This window comes from Intrasporangium sp. (genome assembly GCF_035280925.1).
In the GTDB taxonomy this organism is placed as follows: Bacteria; Actinomycetota; Actinomycetes; order Actinomycetales; family Dermatophilaceae; genus Intrasporangium.
Map to the genome: position 1 here is coordinate 1 of NZ_DATEEY010000088.1, position 15,247 is coordinate 15,247.

Genomic DNA, 15,247 nt, shown 5'->3' on the forward strand with positions numbered 1-15,247 from the left:
CGCGCCGTTCCGTGGCGGCCAGCTCAGTGAGGCGTGTGCCCGTTGCCAGCTCGACCGGGTCGAGCATCGCCACCCAGACGTACGACTGCCACATCGGGTCGTCGTAGTCGACCTCGAGGCCCGCCGGTCGGGCGGCGACGAGGCCGTCGGGGCGCCGCGTTGGCTCGTGCTCGTCGGGAGGCGACACCGACCACTCGGGGGAGGTCCCCTCCGTGGCGAGCCGGCGCCTCATGTAGGGCACGCCGGTGACGACGTGCGCGCCGTTCTCGTCCTCCACGCGGAGCAGTCCCGGTCGTTGGAGCCAGGCCTCTGCCGGGCCGACCCGCCGAGGATCAGTCGGCCGGTGGGTGAAGTGCAGCGTGGTGAACAGCCAGGGCGACGACCGTGCAAGAGCCCGGAAGTCGTCCGCTGATGGCGCGCGCATGGGGCCATCATGGCCTTGCTGGCTTCGGTGTGGCGCTGTCGATGTGACAATGGAGGCGTGCTGTTCCTCCTAGGGGTCCTCGTCGTCGTCGTCGGTGTGGCGCTGTCCATTGCGCTGCACGAGATCGGCCACCTCGTGCCCGCCAAGAAGTTCGGCGTCAAGGTGACGCAGTACATGGTCGGTTTCGGTCCGACGATCTGGTCCCGCCGTCGCGGGGAGACGGAGTACGGCATCAAGGCCATCCCGCTCGGTGGCTACGTGCGCATGGTGGGGATGCTCCCGCCCCGCGCAGGCGACGAGGAAGGCCGGCTGCGGAACGTCTCCACCGGCCGGTTCAGCCAGATGGTCGACCAGGCCCGCGCCGACTCGATGGAGGAGGTGCGGCCGGAGGACCGGGACCGCGTCTTCTACAAGCTGAGCCCCGGCAAGAAGATCATCGTGATGCTCGGCGGGCCGTTGATGAACCTGCTCATCGCCTTCGTGCTCATCACCGGCGTCATCACGCTCTACGGCCTGCCGGAGGTGGCGCCGAAGGTCGGCCTGATCTCCGAGTGCGTGCCGACCGCGACCCCCACCGTGGAGTCGCCACACCCGGCCTGTGCCACCGGCGACCCGGCCTCGCCCGCCAAGGCCGCGGGGTTCCAGGAGAACGACCGCATCATCGCCGTCAACGGTCAGCCGATCACCACGTGGCAAGAGGTGTCCGCTGCCATTCGGGACCACGGTGGCAAGCAGATGATCTTCCTCGTCCAGCGAGGCGAGGACGAAGTGACCCTTCAGGTGGTCCCGGCGATGCTCGAGCGGGCCACCTACGACGAGGACGGCGACGCGATCACCACGGACGGCGGGCTCGTCCTCGAGTCGATGGGGTTCATGGGCATCACGCCCGGCTCGGAGCTCGTCACGAAGCCGCTGGCCGAGGCGCCCGGCTTCGTCTGGGACCGGACCCTCGAGACCGCCTCCATCATCTGGCGCATCCCCGAGAAGATGGTCGGGGTCGCGCAGGCCGCCTTCGGGCCCGGTGAGCGCGACCCGAACGGCCCGATCTCGGTCGTCGGCGTCGGCCGCATCGGCGGGGAGGTCGCGGCGCTCGAGGTCCCGGCCGACCAGGGTGGCAACTGGCTCAAGATCGCCCAGCTCATCCTGCTGATCGCATCGCTCAACCTGGCCCTGTTCGTGTTCAACCTCATCCCGCTGCTCCCGCTCGACGGCGGGCACGTGGCAGGGGCGATCTGGGAGTCGATCAAGAAGGGCTGGGCCAAGCTGACCCATCGCCCCGACCCCGGCTACGTCGACGTCGCCAAGGGCTTGCCGATCGCGTACGGCATGTCACTCGTCCTGATCACGATGTCGGTGCTGCTCATCTACGCGGACATCGTCAAGCCCATCAGCATCTTCGGCTGACGCACCACAGGTTCGCCGGGCGGACGTGGCGTGGTCGTGGGGCGCTCCGGCGGCAACTTCGCCGGGCGCACTTGGTGTGGCCGAGCGCCGTGCGCCCGCCACAGGGCTCCACGGCCGTCAGGGCCGGAGGATCACCTTGATGCAACCGTCGTCCTTCGCCTGGAACGTCCGGTAACCCTCCGGAGCCTCCGACAGGGGCAGGACGTGGGTCGCGAGGTGCTCGGTGCCGAGCGGGTCTGCCGGGTCGAGGACGAGCGGCAGCAGGTCGTCGATCCACCGCTTGACGTGGCACTGGCCCATCCGCAGGGTGATGCCACGGTCGAACATCTCCATCATCGGCATCGGGTCGACCTCACCGCCGTAGACGCCGAGGACCGAGACCGTCCCGCCCCGTCGCACCGCCTTGACGCACGTGTGCAGGGCGTCGAGCCGGTCGACGGCCATCTTGTCGATGAGCGGCCTGGCCAGCGTGTCCGGCAGGAGTCCCACGGCGGTCTGCGCGGCCTTCGCTGCGGGGGAGCCGTGCGCCTCCATCCCGACGGCCTCGACCACGCTGTCGGGTCCCCGGCCGTCAGTCATCTCGATGAGGGCCGCAGCAACGTCGTCGACGGTGCTGACGTCGAGCGTGTCCACGCCGTGCTCGGCAGCCAGGGCCAGACGCTCGGCGACGAGGTCAACGCCGATGACGCGCTCGGCACCGAGGTGCAGGCCGATCCGTGCCGCGAGCTGCCCGACCGGACCCAGGCCCAGGACGGCCAAGGTGCCACCGTGCGTGACGTCGGCGAACCTCACTCCCTGCCACGCCGTCGGCAGGATGTCCGAGAGGTAGAGGAATCGCTGGTCTGACGGCCCCTCCGGCACCGGGATCGGCCCGAACTGCGCCTGCGGCACGCGCAGGTACTCGGCCTGGCCCCCGGGCACGGCCCCGTAAAGGCTCGTGTACCCGAAGAGCGCCGCCCCCTTGCCCTGCTCCCGCTGCTGGGTCGTCTCACACTGGGCATACAGCTGCCGCTCACACATCCAGCAGCTACCGCACGAGATGTTGAACGGGATGACCACACGGTCGCCGGGCTTGATGTGGGTGACCTCGGACCCGACCTCCTCGACAATCCCCATGGGCTCATGACCGAGGATGTCTCCCGGGGTGAGATAGGCGCCCAGCACCTCGTAGAGGTGCAGGTCGGAGCCGCAGATCGCGGTCGAGGTCACCTTGATGATCGCGTCGGTGGGCTCCTGGATCGTGGGATCCGGGACCTCATCCACCCGCACGTCGCGCTTCCCGTGCCAGACCAGAGCCTTCACCAGCGTCCTCCTCGCCCCATCACTCGCCCTGCCACCGCGCCGGTCGCCGGCGACGTCGTCACGTGCAAGGACCGTGCCCAGTGGCCTCCACGACGAAACCTGATGACCAAGGGCACCCGGAGTCGGGGTGATAATGGCGATCATGAGTGTCTCCCTCGGCATGCCCTCGGCCCCGGCCCCCGTGCTCGCGCCCCGGCGCCAGACTCGCCAGATCCGGGTCGGCAAGGTGGGCGTCGGCAGCGACTTCCCGATCTCGGTGCAGTCCATGACGACGACGCCGACGACGGACGTCAACGCCACGCTCCAGCAGATCGCCGAGCTGACCGCCACTGGCTGCGACATCGTCCGCGTCGCCTGCCCCAGCCAGGATGACGCCGAGGCGCTGCCGGCCATCGCCCGGAAGTCCCAGATCCCGGTCATCGCCGACATCCACTTCCAGCCGAAGTACGTCTACGCGGCCATCGACGCCGGGTGCGCCGCGGTCCGCGTCAACCCGGGCAACATCCGCCAGTTCGACGACCAGGTCGGCGAGATCGCACGCCGCGCCAAGGACGCGGGCGTCTCGATCCGGATCGGCGTCAACGCCGGCTCCCTCGACAAACGGCTGCTCGAGAAGTACGGCAAGGCCACACCGGAGGCGCTCGTCGAGTCTGCCGTGTGGGAGGCGAGCCTCTTCGAGGAGCACGACTTCCACGACTTCAAGATCTCGGTCAAGCACAACGACCCCGTCACGATGGTGCGTGCGTACGAGCTGCTCGCCGAGCGTGGCGACTGGCCGCTGCACCTCGGCGTCACCGAGGCCGGACCGGCGTTCCAGGGAACGATCAAGTCGGCGACCGCCTTCGGCGCCCTGCTCTCCAAGGGGATCGGCGACACGATCCGTGTCTCCCTCTCGGCCCCGCCGGTCGAGGAGGTCAAGGTCGGCAACCAGATCCTCATGTCGCTCGGCCTCAAGCCGCGCAAGCTGGAGATCGTCTCGTGCCCGTCGTGCGGCCGCGCGCAGGTCGACGTCTACACCCTCGCCGACCAGGTGACTGCCGGCCTCGAGGGCCTGACCGTCCCGCTGCGGGTCGCCGTCATGGGCTGCGTCGTCAACGGCCCCGGCGAGGCTCGCGAGGCCGACCTCGGCGTCGCCTCCGGCAACGGCAAGGGCCAGATCTTCGTCAAGGGCGAGGTCATCAAGACGGTTCCCGAGAGCCAGATCGTCGAGACGCTCATCGAGGAGGCGATGCGGATCGCCGAGGAGATGGGGGAGCCGGTCGACGAGGAGTCCGCGGGCGCCCCCACCATCACCGTCGGCTGAGTCGTGGGGTCCGGCTTCCTCTCAGTCGAGAGGTATGCCGCTGTGCTCGCTCTCGCCGACCGGATCGTCGCGCTCCTCCCGCAGCAGCGCATCGCGGTCGCCGTCGACGGTGTGGACGGTGCCGGCAAGACCGTGGTGGCCGACGAGATCGCCGAGCTGGTGGGGCATCGCCGCCACGTCGTGCGGGTCTCGATCGACGGCTTCCACCACCCGCGCGAGGTCCGCCACCGCGACGGTCGCGGGCCGGAGCAGTTCTATCGCGACTCCTATGACTACGCGGCGTTCCGGGCCGCGGTCATGGAGCCGTTCCGCGCCGGGGATGCCGTCACCTCCGCCGTCAACGACGTCGAGCAGGACCGCCCCATCCGCGTGCCCGCGGTGCCGGTCGAGCCGGACACTGTGCTGCTCGTCGACGGGATCTTCCTCCAGCGCCCCGAGCTTCGGTCCACCTGGGACGCGGCTCTCTTCGTGGACGTGCCGTTCACGGTGTCGGTGCCGCGGGGCAACGCCCGGTTCCCCGGCCCTCATGACTCCGATCCCGAGGCGGAGTCGAACCACCGGTACGTCGATGGCCAACGGCGCTACCTCGACGAGGTGCGACCGCGGGAACGGGCGACCTGGGTCCTCGACAACACCGACCTCCGGCGTCCCCGCGTCGCCCTCCGCGGCTGACCGGTACACAGGTGTCGGATTCGCCGGTCGCCGTTCGTGGGATCCGTGAACGCGGACCAGCGGGGTCCGCCAGAGCAGGAGGAGCAGTCGTGACCGAGTACATCCTGTACTTCACCCAGCAGTGGGTGGGCGACCACACCGAGGAGTGGTTCCGCGGCCGCGGACCGCTGGCCATGGCCGTCGTGGACGAGATGAGGGCTGCGGGCGTGTACGTGTTCGCCGGGGGCTGGAGGAGGACGGCCCGGTCTACGGCGCCGACCCCACCAGCGGCTCCGTCATGACCACCGACGGACCCTATGTCGAGACCAAGGAGGTCCTGGGCGGCTTCGCCGTCGTGGACGTGGCCGATGACGAGGCCGCCAAGATGTGGGCGGGCAGGATCGCCGAGGCATGCGGCTGGCCCCACGAGGTGCGCCGCTTCAAACCGCAGCCTCAGACCGAGTGACGCCATCGTCGAGACTCATAACCAGCCGACGACGTCGTGCGCAGTCGGGTGGGCTCCTGTCCTGCTGCCCTCCTCGCGTCGTGAAGGTACGTGAGGGGATGAGCGTGATCGCCAGGTACGACGACATCCGTCCGCACTGACCATTGCGACACACGCACCCGGTCTGGAGGCTTGACCCATGAACACCCAGGACCAGCATGCCAGTGTCCGCTACCTCGTCACGAATGTGCAGGCAGCCATCGACTTCTACACCGGTCACCTCGGCTTCACCCTCGACAGCAGTGCTGCGCCCGCCTTTGCGGACGTGCGACGCGGTCCGCTGCGGCTGCTCCTGTCCGGTCCCGCCAGCTCCGGCGCCCGAGCCACCCCGGAGGAGGCCAACGTTCCCGGACGCAACCGCATCCACCTGGTCCTCGATGACCTTGACGCCGAGGTCGACCGGCTCCGAGCGGCGGGTCTGGCGTTTCGCAGTGAGGTGGTCACCGGACCCGGTGGCCGTCAGGTCCTGGTCGCCGACCCGGACGGCAATCTCGTCGAGCTGTTCCAGCCCGCATCCCGCAGCTGAGTCTGCCGCGCGGCGGCGCCAGCCGTTCATGCCGGCTCCCTAGACTCGTTCCACGTCCATGGCTGGGCGTCAGTCGGTGTGGAGGAGGGCCGCGTGTCCGATCCGTTGCTGGCGGGTGTCCGGGCGGCGCCCCCGAGGACTCTTCTCGACGTCCTCGACGCGACGATCGCTGCGCACCCGGAGGTCCCGGCCATCGACGACACCCACAGCGTCCTGACGTATGCCGAGCTGGGCGAGCGCGTTGAGCTGATGGCCCGCGAGCTCGCTGCCGAGGGAGTCCGCCTCGGCGACACGGTGGGCGTCCGGGCACCATCGGGCACCCATGACCTCTACGTCAGCATTCTCGGCATCATGCGGGCCGGGGCGGCCTATGTGCCCGTCGATGCCGACGACCCGCAGGAGCGCGCCGATCTCGTCTTCGGGGAGGCGCGGGTGACGGCGGTCGTCGGCCCCGGCCGCGCGATCAGCACCATCGCCAGAGGTCCCGGCGCCCGGACCTCCAGCGACGGCTCGCCGCACGTGACCGGCGCCCGGACCCCCGACCGGACCCCCGACCTGAACCCCGACGGGACGCCCGACGTGACGCCCGACCTGACCCCCGACGGGACCCCGGAAGTGACCGCCGACGCGGACGCCTGGGTGATCTTCACGTCCGGGTCGACGGGCGTGCCCAAGGGCGTCGCCGTCACCCATCGGTCGGCCGCCGCCTTCGTCGACGCCGAGGCGCGGATGTTCCTCCAGGAGGAGCCGATCGGTCCGGGCGACCGCGTCCTCGCAGGCCTCTCGGTCGCCTTCGACGCGTCGTGCGAGGAGATGTGGCTCGCATGGCGCCATGCCGCCTGCCTCGTGCCGGCCCCCCGCGCGCTCGTCCGTACCGGGATCGACCTCGGCCCTTGGCTCATCGCCCAGGGCATCACGATCGTCTCGACCGTGCCGACCCTCGCCGCGCTCTGGCCCCCCGAGGCGCTCGAGCAGGTGCGGCTGCTCATCTTCGGCGGGGAGGCCTGTCCGCCGGAGCTGGCCGAGCGGCTCGCGACCGCGGACCGTGAGGTGTGGAACACCTACGGCCCGACCGAGGCCACCGTCGTCGCCTGCGGCGCGCTGCTGGACGGGCGCGGCACGGTGCGCATCGGCCTGCCGCTCGACGGCTGGGATCTCGTCGTCGTCGACGCCGCCGAGCAGCCCGTCCGACCGGGGGAGGTGGGTCAGCTCATCATCGGCGGGGTCGGTCTCGCCCGCTACCTCGACCCGGTCAAGGACGCCGAGAAGTACGCTCCCATGCAGGGCCTCGGCTGGGATCGCGCCTACCGGTCCGGCGACCTCGTGGTCAACGACCCCGAGGGCCTGGTCTTCGTGGGCCGCGCGGACGAGCAGGTCAAGCTCGGTGGCCGCCGGATCGAGCTGGGCGAGGTGGACGCCGCCCTCCAGGGTCTCCACGGGGTCACCGGAGCTGCTGCCGCCGTCAAGTCGACCGCGGCCGGCAGCCAGGTCCTCGTCGGCTACGTCGTGCCCACCAACTCCGCCAACCCCGACGACTTCGACGACGAGGCCGCGCTCACTCGCCTGCGCGAGGAGCTGCCGGCCGCCCTGGTGCCGCTGCTCGCCACCGTTGACAGACTCCCGACCCGGACCTCGGGCAAGGTGGACCGCAACGCACTGCCGTGGCCGCTGCCCGACTCCGGTGACGGGGAGGAGGTGGACGCTGGGAGCGAGCTCAGCGGCCTACCATCATGGTTGGCCCAGCAGTGGACGGACGTTCTCGGGGCGCACGCCCGCTCGATCGACGCGGACTTCTTCGCGCTCGGCGGCGGCAGCCTCTCCGCCGCGCAGCTGGTCTCGCGGCTGCGCGAGCGGTACCCGACGATCACGGTCGCCGACCTCTACGACCACCCGCGCCTCGGCGCGCAGGCCGACTTCCTCGACTCGATCGCGCCAGACCTCTCCGAGGTGACCGTGCGGGAGGTCCGCCGGATCCCGCGGTCGACCCAGCTCGTGCAGACCGTCATCTCACTCGGCCTGCTCACGGTCAAGGCATTGCAGTGGCTCGTCGCGCTGGTCGCTGCAACCGAGCTGCTCCGTGCGCTCGACCTGGCGCCCTGGGCGCGCCCCGTGTCGTGGTGGGTCGTCGGCCTCGGTGCGCTCGCCTTCGTCACCCCGCTCGGGCGGATGGCGCTCAGCGCCGCGGGGGCGCGCGTCATCCTTGCCGGGATCAAGCCCGGCACCTACCCACGAGGGGGCAACGTCCAGCTGCGGCTGTGGGCGGCCGAGCGGTTCACCGAGGTCATGGGTGCGGTCAGCCTGGCGGGGGCACCGTGGATCATCCACTACGCCCGGGCGCTCGGTGCCCAGGTCGGTCGCGGCGTCGACCTCCACACCGTCCCACCCGTCACGGGCATGCTGACCATCGGTGACGGGGCGAGCGTCGAGCCAGAGGTTGACCTCTCGGGGTACTGGATGGACGGCGACGTGATCCACGTCGGACGCATCCACCTTGGCGCCGACGCCCGGATCGGTGGTCGGAGCACGATCGGCCCCGACGTGCGCATCGGTCGGGAAGCGGTGGTCCAAGCGGCGTCCACCGTGCTCGCCGACGTGCGCAAGGGCGCGACCGTGGCGGGCTCGCCCGCCGTCCGCGTCCCTTCCGAGGACTCCGAATGGCCGGCCGAGCGTCCCGCGCCGCGGCCCTACTGGGTCGCGCTCTACGGTGTCTCGTCCTTCCTCTCCTCGCTCATCCCCCTCGCCGCGCTCGTGCCCGGCCTGCTGCTCGTCGCCGGCTGGCTCCGCGACGAGACGTCCTTCCGGGAGGCGGCCATCACGGCCTTCCTGTCGGTACCCGTCGTGACCGTCCTCGGGATGCTGACCCTCGGCGCGCTCACCGTTCTCACCGTCCGCCTCCTCGGCATCGGCCTCTCCGAGGGACACCATCCGGTGCGCGGCCGGGTGGGCTGGCAGGTGTGGATGACCGAGCGCCTCCTCGACCAGACGCGGACCATCCTCTTCCCCATCTACGCCAGTCTCTTCACGCCGGTGTGGCTGCGCCTGCTCGGCGCCCGGGTCGGCCGAGGGGTCGAGGCCTCCACCGTCCTCCTGCTCCCGCGGATGACCACGATCGGCGAAGGAGCCTTCCTCGCCGACGACACGATGATCGCGAGCTATGAGCTCGGCCGGGGCTGGATGCGCATCGCGCCGGCCAAGGTGGGCAAGCGAGCCTTCCTCGGCAACTCGGGCATGACCGCGCCCGGCCGCCGGGTACCGAAACACGGCCTGGTCGCCGTCCTCTCGGCAGCCCCGGAGAAGGCCAAGGCGGGATCGAGCTGGCTCGGCAGCCCACCCGTACGACTCCGTCGGGCACCGCAGGGGACCGATGCGGAGCGAACGTACGAACCGCCCGTGCGACTCAAGCTGATCCGGGCCGTGGTCGAGCTCTGCCGGATCGTTCCCGTCACCGTGACCGTCGGCCTGGGGGTCGCGGTGCTCGTCGCACTGTCCGGCATCGTCCAGGGTTGGGGCGTCTGGCAGGCCGCGGTCCTGGGGGGAGTCGTCCTGGCGGCGGTCGGGGCCGTGGCGGCTGGCGTCACCGTGCTGGCCAAGTGGGTCGTCGTCGGGCCCATCCGCGCCGTCGAGCATCCGCTGTGGAGCCCGTTCGTCTGGCGCAACGAGGTCGTCGACACGTTCGTCGAGATGGTGGCGGCTCCATGGTTCGCCTGGACGGCGACCGGCACCCCGGCCATCAACATCTGGCTGCGCAGCCTCGGCGCGAAGATCGGGCATGGCGTGTGGTGCGAGACCTACTGGCTGCCCGAGGCCGACCTCGTGCGGCTCGGGGACGGTGCCACGGTCAACCGGGGCTGCGTGCTCCAGACCCACCTCTTCCATGATCGAATCATGAGCATGGACACCGTCACCCTGGCCGCCGGTGCGACCCTCGGCCCCCACGGAGTGATCCTGCCCGCCGCCATGATCGGGGCGGGAGCGACGGTCGGCCCCGGTTCCCTCGTGCTTCGTGGTGAGACGGTGCCCGCGAGCAGCCGATGGACGGGCAACCCGATCGCGCCGTGGGCGGAGGCCGGCGACTGATGCCGCGATCGGCCAAGGTCAGAGGCCTCCACGTCCTCGACCCCTACGTCCCCGAGCGCGGGGACGCCCGCTACGCCGTCACGCACTACGACCTCGACCTCGTGTACCGGGTGTCGAGCAACCGGCTCTCCGGCCGTGCGACCCTGGACGTCAGGATCCTCGAGGAGACCGACCGAGTCGCTGTCGACCTCGCCGGGCTCCGGGCGAGCAAGGTGGCCACCGATGGGCGAGCGACATCCTGGACCCAGCGGGGGGACCGGATCACGGTGCGCCTCCCGGACACCGCCGTCTCCGGGGACACGACGACCGTGACGGTCACGTACGGGGGCAACCCCCGGCCGGCGAACAGTCGATGGGGCGCGGTGGGCTGGGAGGAGCTCGACGACGGGGTGCTCGTCGCATCGCAGCCCTCGGGGGCGGCCACGTGGTTCCCGTGCAACGACCACCCCAGCGACAAGGCCACCTACCGCATCGCCATCGACTGCGACTCGCCGTACGAGGTCGTGGCGACGGGCAAGCTCACCTCGAAGCGCGTGCGGGGCAGCCGCACCAGCCGCGTCTTCGAGCAGCGCTCGCCGATGGCGACCTACCTCGCGGCGGTCCACATCGGCCAGTACACGCGCTTCACCCTCGCGCAGGAACCGGTACCGCAAGAGGTTGTCCTGCCGGCCCACCTCGCCGCGCCGGTTCGCGCGGACCTGTCCCGGCAGCCGCGGATGATGGAGGTCTTCGAGCGACTCTTCGGGGCCTACCCCTACACCGGCTACACCGTCGTCGTCACGCCCGACGACCTCGAGATGCCGCTCGAGGCGCAGGGCATGGCGACCTTCGGCCCCAACTGGCTCCAGGGGAGGGGCAAGGAGGAGCGGCTCGTCGCACACGAGCTGGCGCACCAGTGGTTCGGCAACAGCCTGACGATCGTCACGTGGCGCGACATCTGGCTGAACGAGGGCTTCGCCTGCTACGCCGAGTGGCTCTGGGGCGAAGCCGCCGACGGCATCCCCGCGGACCGCGCGGCTCGCGAGCACTGGTCCCGGCTCGCGGCACTGCCGCAAGAGGTGATCCTCGGCGATCCGGGCCCGGACCTGATGTTCGACGACCGGGTCTACAAGCGGGGCGCGCTGACCCTGCACGCACTGCGCCTCGAGGCGGGTGATCCCCGCTTCTTCGCGATGCTGCGCGACTGGGTGGCCGGCAACGCGCACGGGTCGGTCACCACCGAGGCCTTCCGGGAGCACGCGTCGCAGCACCTCGGGACCGTCGCCGGGGACCTGCTCGACGAGTGGCTCTGGGGCGCCGCTCTACCCGATCTGCCGCGGCCGCCGGGAATCAGCAGCTGAGCAGGCAGTGTCAACGGTGGCGGACGTCGACCCGCCTCGCCTGACCGGCGACGGCGACCGCTGCCGCCGCCTCCGGCCACGGCAGCGCCAGGTCGTGGACCGTGACGCTGATCGGGCGGGCTTGGTCCCCCAGCACCTCACTGGGTATGCCGCTGGGCGGGGTCCGCAGTCCCGCCGGGTCCGTGCGCAGCCCGATCGCGAGCGACTTGAGCGCGGCCTCCTTGCGCACCCAGCTGACGGCCCGTCGCCGGAGCTCATCCGCCGAGGTGTTCTCGACGTCCCGTTCATCCGGGTGCAGCGCCACGTCCGGGAAGCCCGGGAACCCGACGCCCTCGATCGGCTCGATGTCGAGGCCCACCGGAAGCGCCGTCGAGAGCGCGACCGCGACCCAGTCATCGCAGCGCGAGAGGGACAGCTGGACACCGCGGGATCCGACGAGCACGGGGCGACCATGGGGTGCGCCGCACGTCGCGCACGTCCGGTCGAACTGCAGCGAAGACGGGGGTGACCCGACCACGCTCGCGACGGCACGTCGCGCGAGAGCGTGCCCAGCGGCATACGCCATGGCCGTTGCGGGTCGGACGATCCGAGCCAGCGTTGCGCGCTCGTGCTCGTCGAGGAGGTCACGGCCGCCAGGGAGGTCGGCCACGCGCCGCACCCACACGTCCACCGTGACAGCGGTGACAGCGCCGTGGCTGGAGGATGCGGTCACCCGTCCATGGTGGCGCAACGCGCTCCCTCGACGCGCGTCCCCTGCGCTCAGTGCAGCCGGACGCGCGGGTCGAGCCCCGAATGGGTACCCGACGGAGCCCTCGGCGGCATGCTGCGTGTGCTCGCAGCGTCGTGGGGCTTCTTGGGGCGTCTCGGGGCGGGATCGACGCCGACGGCCGGGGTCCGCGTCGGTGAGGCGTGACGGCGTGCTGGGATGACACGTGGCCCGCGGACGGGCAGAGTGTGGGAGTGCTTCGCCAACGACTCCCGGTGCGGCCCCTGACGGCTGCCGATCGCGACACGGCGTTGGCGTGGTGTGCCCGGGACCGGCCGGCCAACGTCTTCGTGGCCGCACGGATCGAGGAGGGGGCGCTGCGATCCAACCCGGGGGCACTCCTCGGGCACTGGGTCGACGGACGCCTCGATGGGTTGGCCTGGGCCTCGGCCAACGTCGTGCCGGTCGGACTCGACGAGGCCGGCACCGCGGACGTCGCTGCGCGGATCATGCGCCAGCGCCGGCAGTGCGCCTCGATCTTCGGGCCGAGTGAGCAGGTCGTCGGTCTGTGGAACCGGCTCGGCCCTTCGTGGGGACCGGTCCGTGCCATCCGTCGGCACCAGCCGCTGCTCGCCACGTCGACCCGGCCCGTCGAACTCGGTCTGCGCATCGACACGGGGGTTCGCCCGGCGCGTCTCGACGAGGTCGGCCTGGTCGTCCCGGCGGCTGCGCACATGTTCACGGAGGAGATCGGCTACCCCCCGTTCTTCGGGTCGGACCGGGGCTACCGGGCCAGCGTCGCCGCCCTCATCCGGCAGGGGCACACCTTCATCCGTGTCGAGGACGGCGAGGTCATCTTCAAGGCCGATGTCGGCTCCCTCGCCCTCGGAGGTGCACAGGTCCAGGGCGTCTGGGTCCATCCACGGCTGCGCGGCCAGGGTCTCGCCGTCCCGGCGATGGCCGCCGTCATGGAGCACATTCTCGGCGGACTGGCCGAGGAGGTCTCCCTCTACGTCAACGACTACAACGTCGCCGCGCGCGCGACCTACGCCCGCTGCGGGTTCCGCGAGGTCGGCGCCTTCACGACAGTGCTGCTGTAGCGCGATTCCGGCCGACCGCCCAGCCGCCATCCCTCCAGTCGATGGCCCGTTGACCGCGTCGTCCCCATCGAGTGAACAGCTTTGGGGCGGTCAAGACCCCAGAAGTCGTTCAGTCGATCATGGTCGGGCCGCTGGCGCGCATCGGAGCGTTCCCGTAGATCGGCGATTCCGGTTCCGTCGGTGTCCGGACCCCGGGCGTGGGCCGGGTGAACACGCCGACACGGTCCAGGTGGGCGACGATGCCGGCCACCACGATGATCACGCCGATGAACTCGAGGCTCTCCTCGAGGGCGACGCTCGCCGGGAAGAACACCTTGTCCCACCACGGGCCGCCCATGTCGTCGCCGATGAAGCCGGTGAGCCCCTCGATGACGATGGCGCCGGCGGTGAAGACGGCGAGGCCGGTGAGGAGCACAGGTCGCATGTAGGTCGGCAGGTGTCGGAGGAGGTGCGCCATGACGACGAGGGCGATGAGGACGATGGGGATGGCCGGGATCAGCCAGGCGTGTGTCGCGAACTCGCCGTCGAGCCGGAACAGCATCGGCAGGCGCTCGTGGATCAGGACGACCTCGTCGACGGCCAGGTAGGTCACCCCCAGGGCCAGCACGATCCAGCCTCGTCGCGCCTTCGCGTCGGGCGTCAGAGCGGCCGACAGGATCGACAGAACCGCTGCGGTCGTGAGAAGGGCGGCCCCGAACCAGGTCGCGAGGGTGCTCTCCCGGTTCATGTTCACCATGTGCGTCAGCTCGCGGGGCAGGCCGACGACGAACGTGTGGATGGCGAAGAGACCGGCGTAGAGGACGACGACCACCGCGTTGACCAGCAGGAGCAGGCCGAGGACGCGCCGTGCGCGTCTGGAGCCCGCCAATGTGGTCATCCCAGCACCATAGGGCACTGCCTGTCGCCCTGCTCGCAGGCACAACAGGGCACGGACGGCCGGCAACCGGCGATACCCCCCGCCTCAGGTGAAGGCGATGGTGATGTCGTCGCCGATGCGCCGGTAGCCCAGTGCCTGGTAGATCTTGTTGCTCGTCGGGTTCGCCAGGTCGGTGCGGAGCATGCACGACTCGCCTGCGTCCATCCGCTCCGAGCTGAGTGCGGCGACGACCGCGGACGCGTAACCATGACCGCGCAGATCGACCGGGGTCCACACGCAACTGATCCGCGTGACGCCCCCGTTGGCCGGTGAGGCGACCGCCATCGAGACCGGCCTTCGGCCGTCAACCCAGAAGCCCACCCGTCCCGCTTCGATGTGAGCTCGCAGACTGTGGGCCGTACCGGGCGAGTCGTGGACCGCGTCAGCGAAGTCGTGGGCCCACGTGTCGGCCAGCGCCAGCTCCTCTCGCAGGGCCCGGCGATAGCTGCCCGGGACGTCGAAGGGCAGCCGAGGGCGCTGCGGCAGATCGAAGACGCCGACCCCCATGCGCGTGCGGGCCGTGGCCCTGGTGAGCCGGACCCAGGCGTCACGGAAGGCCTCGGCCGGTCCGCGCCGGCCGCCGACGCCCGGTAGTGGATCGCGGCGTCCGGCAAGCTGCTCGGCGAGTGCCACCGCCTGGTCCGCAGTGGCAAGCGCCACGTGCAGCGGGTATGGCGGGGTGTGCATGAACGCCGCTACCACGCGTCCGGATGCATCGCGGCCCGACCACCAGCGCGGGTTCTCGTACCGGGCCGGCTCGGCGATCAGGGCGTCGGCGACGGTGGCGATGACGGACATGGGCACGGGCTCGTCGGCGATGAGCCCGGCGAACCACTTCTTGGCCTCAGCCGGGTCATGAGTGCACTGGAACGTCACGGAGGTCAGCGGCATGGGACCACTCTCCCAAGGCGCCGGCCGGGTGCTCCACCGAGTTCTGCGCCGATCGCACCCGGTTCACCGGGACACGCGGGCGATGACCTCGCCATGGGTCAT

At 70.8% G+C, this 15,247-nt stretch carries 13 protein-coding genes and 1 pseudogene; 9 read left to right on the forward strand and 5 right to left on the reverse strand.

What is annotated here, in order from left to right; genetic code table 11:
* Positions 1 to 424: pseudogene (locus VJN29_RS09085) on the reverse strand (hypothetical protein); the annotation flags it as partial.
* A 57-nt stretch (positions 425 to 481) separates the two neighbouring features.
* Here VJN29_RS09085 and VJN29_RS09090 point away from each other — a divergent pair.
* Positions 482 to 1,828 (forward strand): site-2 protease family protein, encoded by a 1,347-nt coding sequence (locus tag VJN29_RS09090; protein WP_324143303.1) that lies wholly within the window; start codon positions 482 to 484, stop codon positions 1,826 to 1,828.
* 117 nt (positions 1,829 to 1,945) lie between these two features.
* On the opposite strand, the gene VJN29_RS09095 is transcribed toward VJN29_RS09090, so the two are convergent.
* Positions 1,946 to 3,130, reverse strand: coding sequence for a zinc-dependent alcohol dehydrogenase (locus tag VJN29_RS09095; RefSeq protein WP_324143304.1), 1,185 nt, complete (start codon positions 3,128 to 3,130; stop codon positions 1,946 to 1,948).
* A gap of 142 nt (positions 3,131 to 3,272) precedes the next feature.
* On the opposite strand from VJN29_RS09095, the gene ispG reads away from it, so the two are divergent.
* The 7 genes from ispG (at position 3,273) to VJN29_RS09130 (ending at position 11,532) form a co-directional block, all read left to right on the forward strand.
* The gene (gene ispG / locus VJN29_RS09100; protein WP_324143305.1) at positions 3,273 to 4,433 is read left to right on the forward strand and encodes a flavodoxin-dependent (E)-4-hydroxy-3-methylbut-2-enyl-diphosphate synthase; all 1,161 of its coding nucleotides are present in this window, start codon (positions 3,273 to 3,275) and stop codon (positions 4,431 to 4,433) included.
* Between the two features lie 3 nt (positions 4,434 to 4,436).
* Complete coding sequence (locus VJN29_RS09105) at positions 4,437 to 5,105, forward strand: uridine kinase (protein ID WP_324143306.1); 669 nt, start codon at positions 4,437 to 4,439, stop codon at positions 5,103 to 5,105.
* A gap of 89 nt (positions 5,106 to 5,194) precedes the next feature.
* Entirely contained in the window at positions 5,195 to 5,386 is a 192-nt protein-coding gene (locus VJN29_RS09110) for a hypothetical protein (protein ID WP_324143307.1), read from the forward strand.
* Complete coding sequence (locus VJN29_RS09115) at positions 5,383 to 5,550, forward strand: YciI family protein (protein ID WP_324143308.1); 168 nt, start codon at positions 5,383 to 5,385, stop codon at positions 5,548 to 5,550. Before VJN29_RS09110 ends, VJN29_RS09115 begins: the two co-directional genes overlap by 4 nt.
* Positions 5,551 to 5,728: 178 nt before the next feature.
* Entirely contained in the window at positions 5,729 to 6,115 is a 387-nt protein-coding gene (locus tag VJN29_RS09120) for a VOC family protein (RefSeq protein WP_324143309.1), read from the forward strand.
* Positions 6,116 to 6,208: 93 nt separating this feature from the next.
* Complete coding sequence (locus tag VJN29_RS09125; protein ID WP_324143310.1) at positions 6,209 to 10,192, forward strand: Pls/PosA family non-ribosomal peptide synthetase; 3,984 nt, start codon at positions 6,209 to 6,211, stop codon at positions 10,190 to 10,192.
* The gene (locus VJN29_RS09130) at positions 10,192 to 11,532 is read left to right on the forward strand and encodes a M1 family metallopeptidase (protein WP_324143311.1); all 1,341 of its coding nucleotides are present in this window, start codon (positions 10,192 to 10,194) and stop codon (positions 11,530 to 11,532) included. Before VJN29_RS09125 ends, VJN29_RS09130 begins: the two co-directional genes overlap by 1 nt.
* A 10-nt stretch (positions 11,533 to 11,542) precedes the next feature.
* On the opposite strand, the gene VJN29_RS09135 is transcribed toward VJN29_RS09130, so the two are convergent.
* A complete protein-coding gene (locus VJN29_RS09135; RefSeq protein WP_324143312.1) occupies positions 11,543 to 12,244 on the reverse strand; it encodes a 4'-phosphopantetheinyl transferase family protein in 702 nt (233 codons plus the stop codon).
* 242 nt (positions 12,245 to 12,486) lie between these two features.
* Here VJN29_RS09135 and VJN29_RS09140 point away from each other — a divergent pair, with 242 nt between their 5' ends.
* Complete coding sequence (locus VJN29_RS09140; RefSeq protein ID WP_414654338.1) at positions 12,487 to 13,338, forward strand: GNAT family N-acetyltransferase; 852 nt, start codon at positions 12,487 to 12,489, stop codon at positions 13,336 to 13,338.
* 109 nt (positions 13,339 to 13,447) lie between these two features.
* Here the strand turns inward: VJN29_RS09140 and VJN29_RS09145 are convergent, their stop codons facing one another.
* Both VJN29_RS09145 and VJN29_RS09150 read right to left on the reverse strand, forming a co-directional pair.
* Positions 13,448 to 14,215 (reverse strand): hypothetical protein, encoded by a 768-nt coding sequence (locus tag VJN29_RS09145; protein ID WP_324143314.1) that lies wholly within the window; start codon positions 14,213 to 14,215, stop codon positions 13,448 to 13,450.
* Positions 14,216 to 14,299: 84 nt separating this feature from the next.
* On the reverse strand, positions 14,300 to 15,145 hold the full coding sequence (locus VJN29_RS09150) for a GNAT family N-acetyltransferase (protein WP_324143315.1): 846 nt from the start codon (positions 15,143 to 15,145) through the stop codon (positions 14,300 to 14,302).
* Positions 15,146 to 15,247 lie beyond the last annotated feature (102 nt).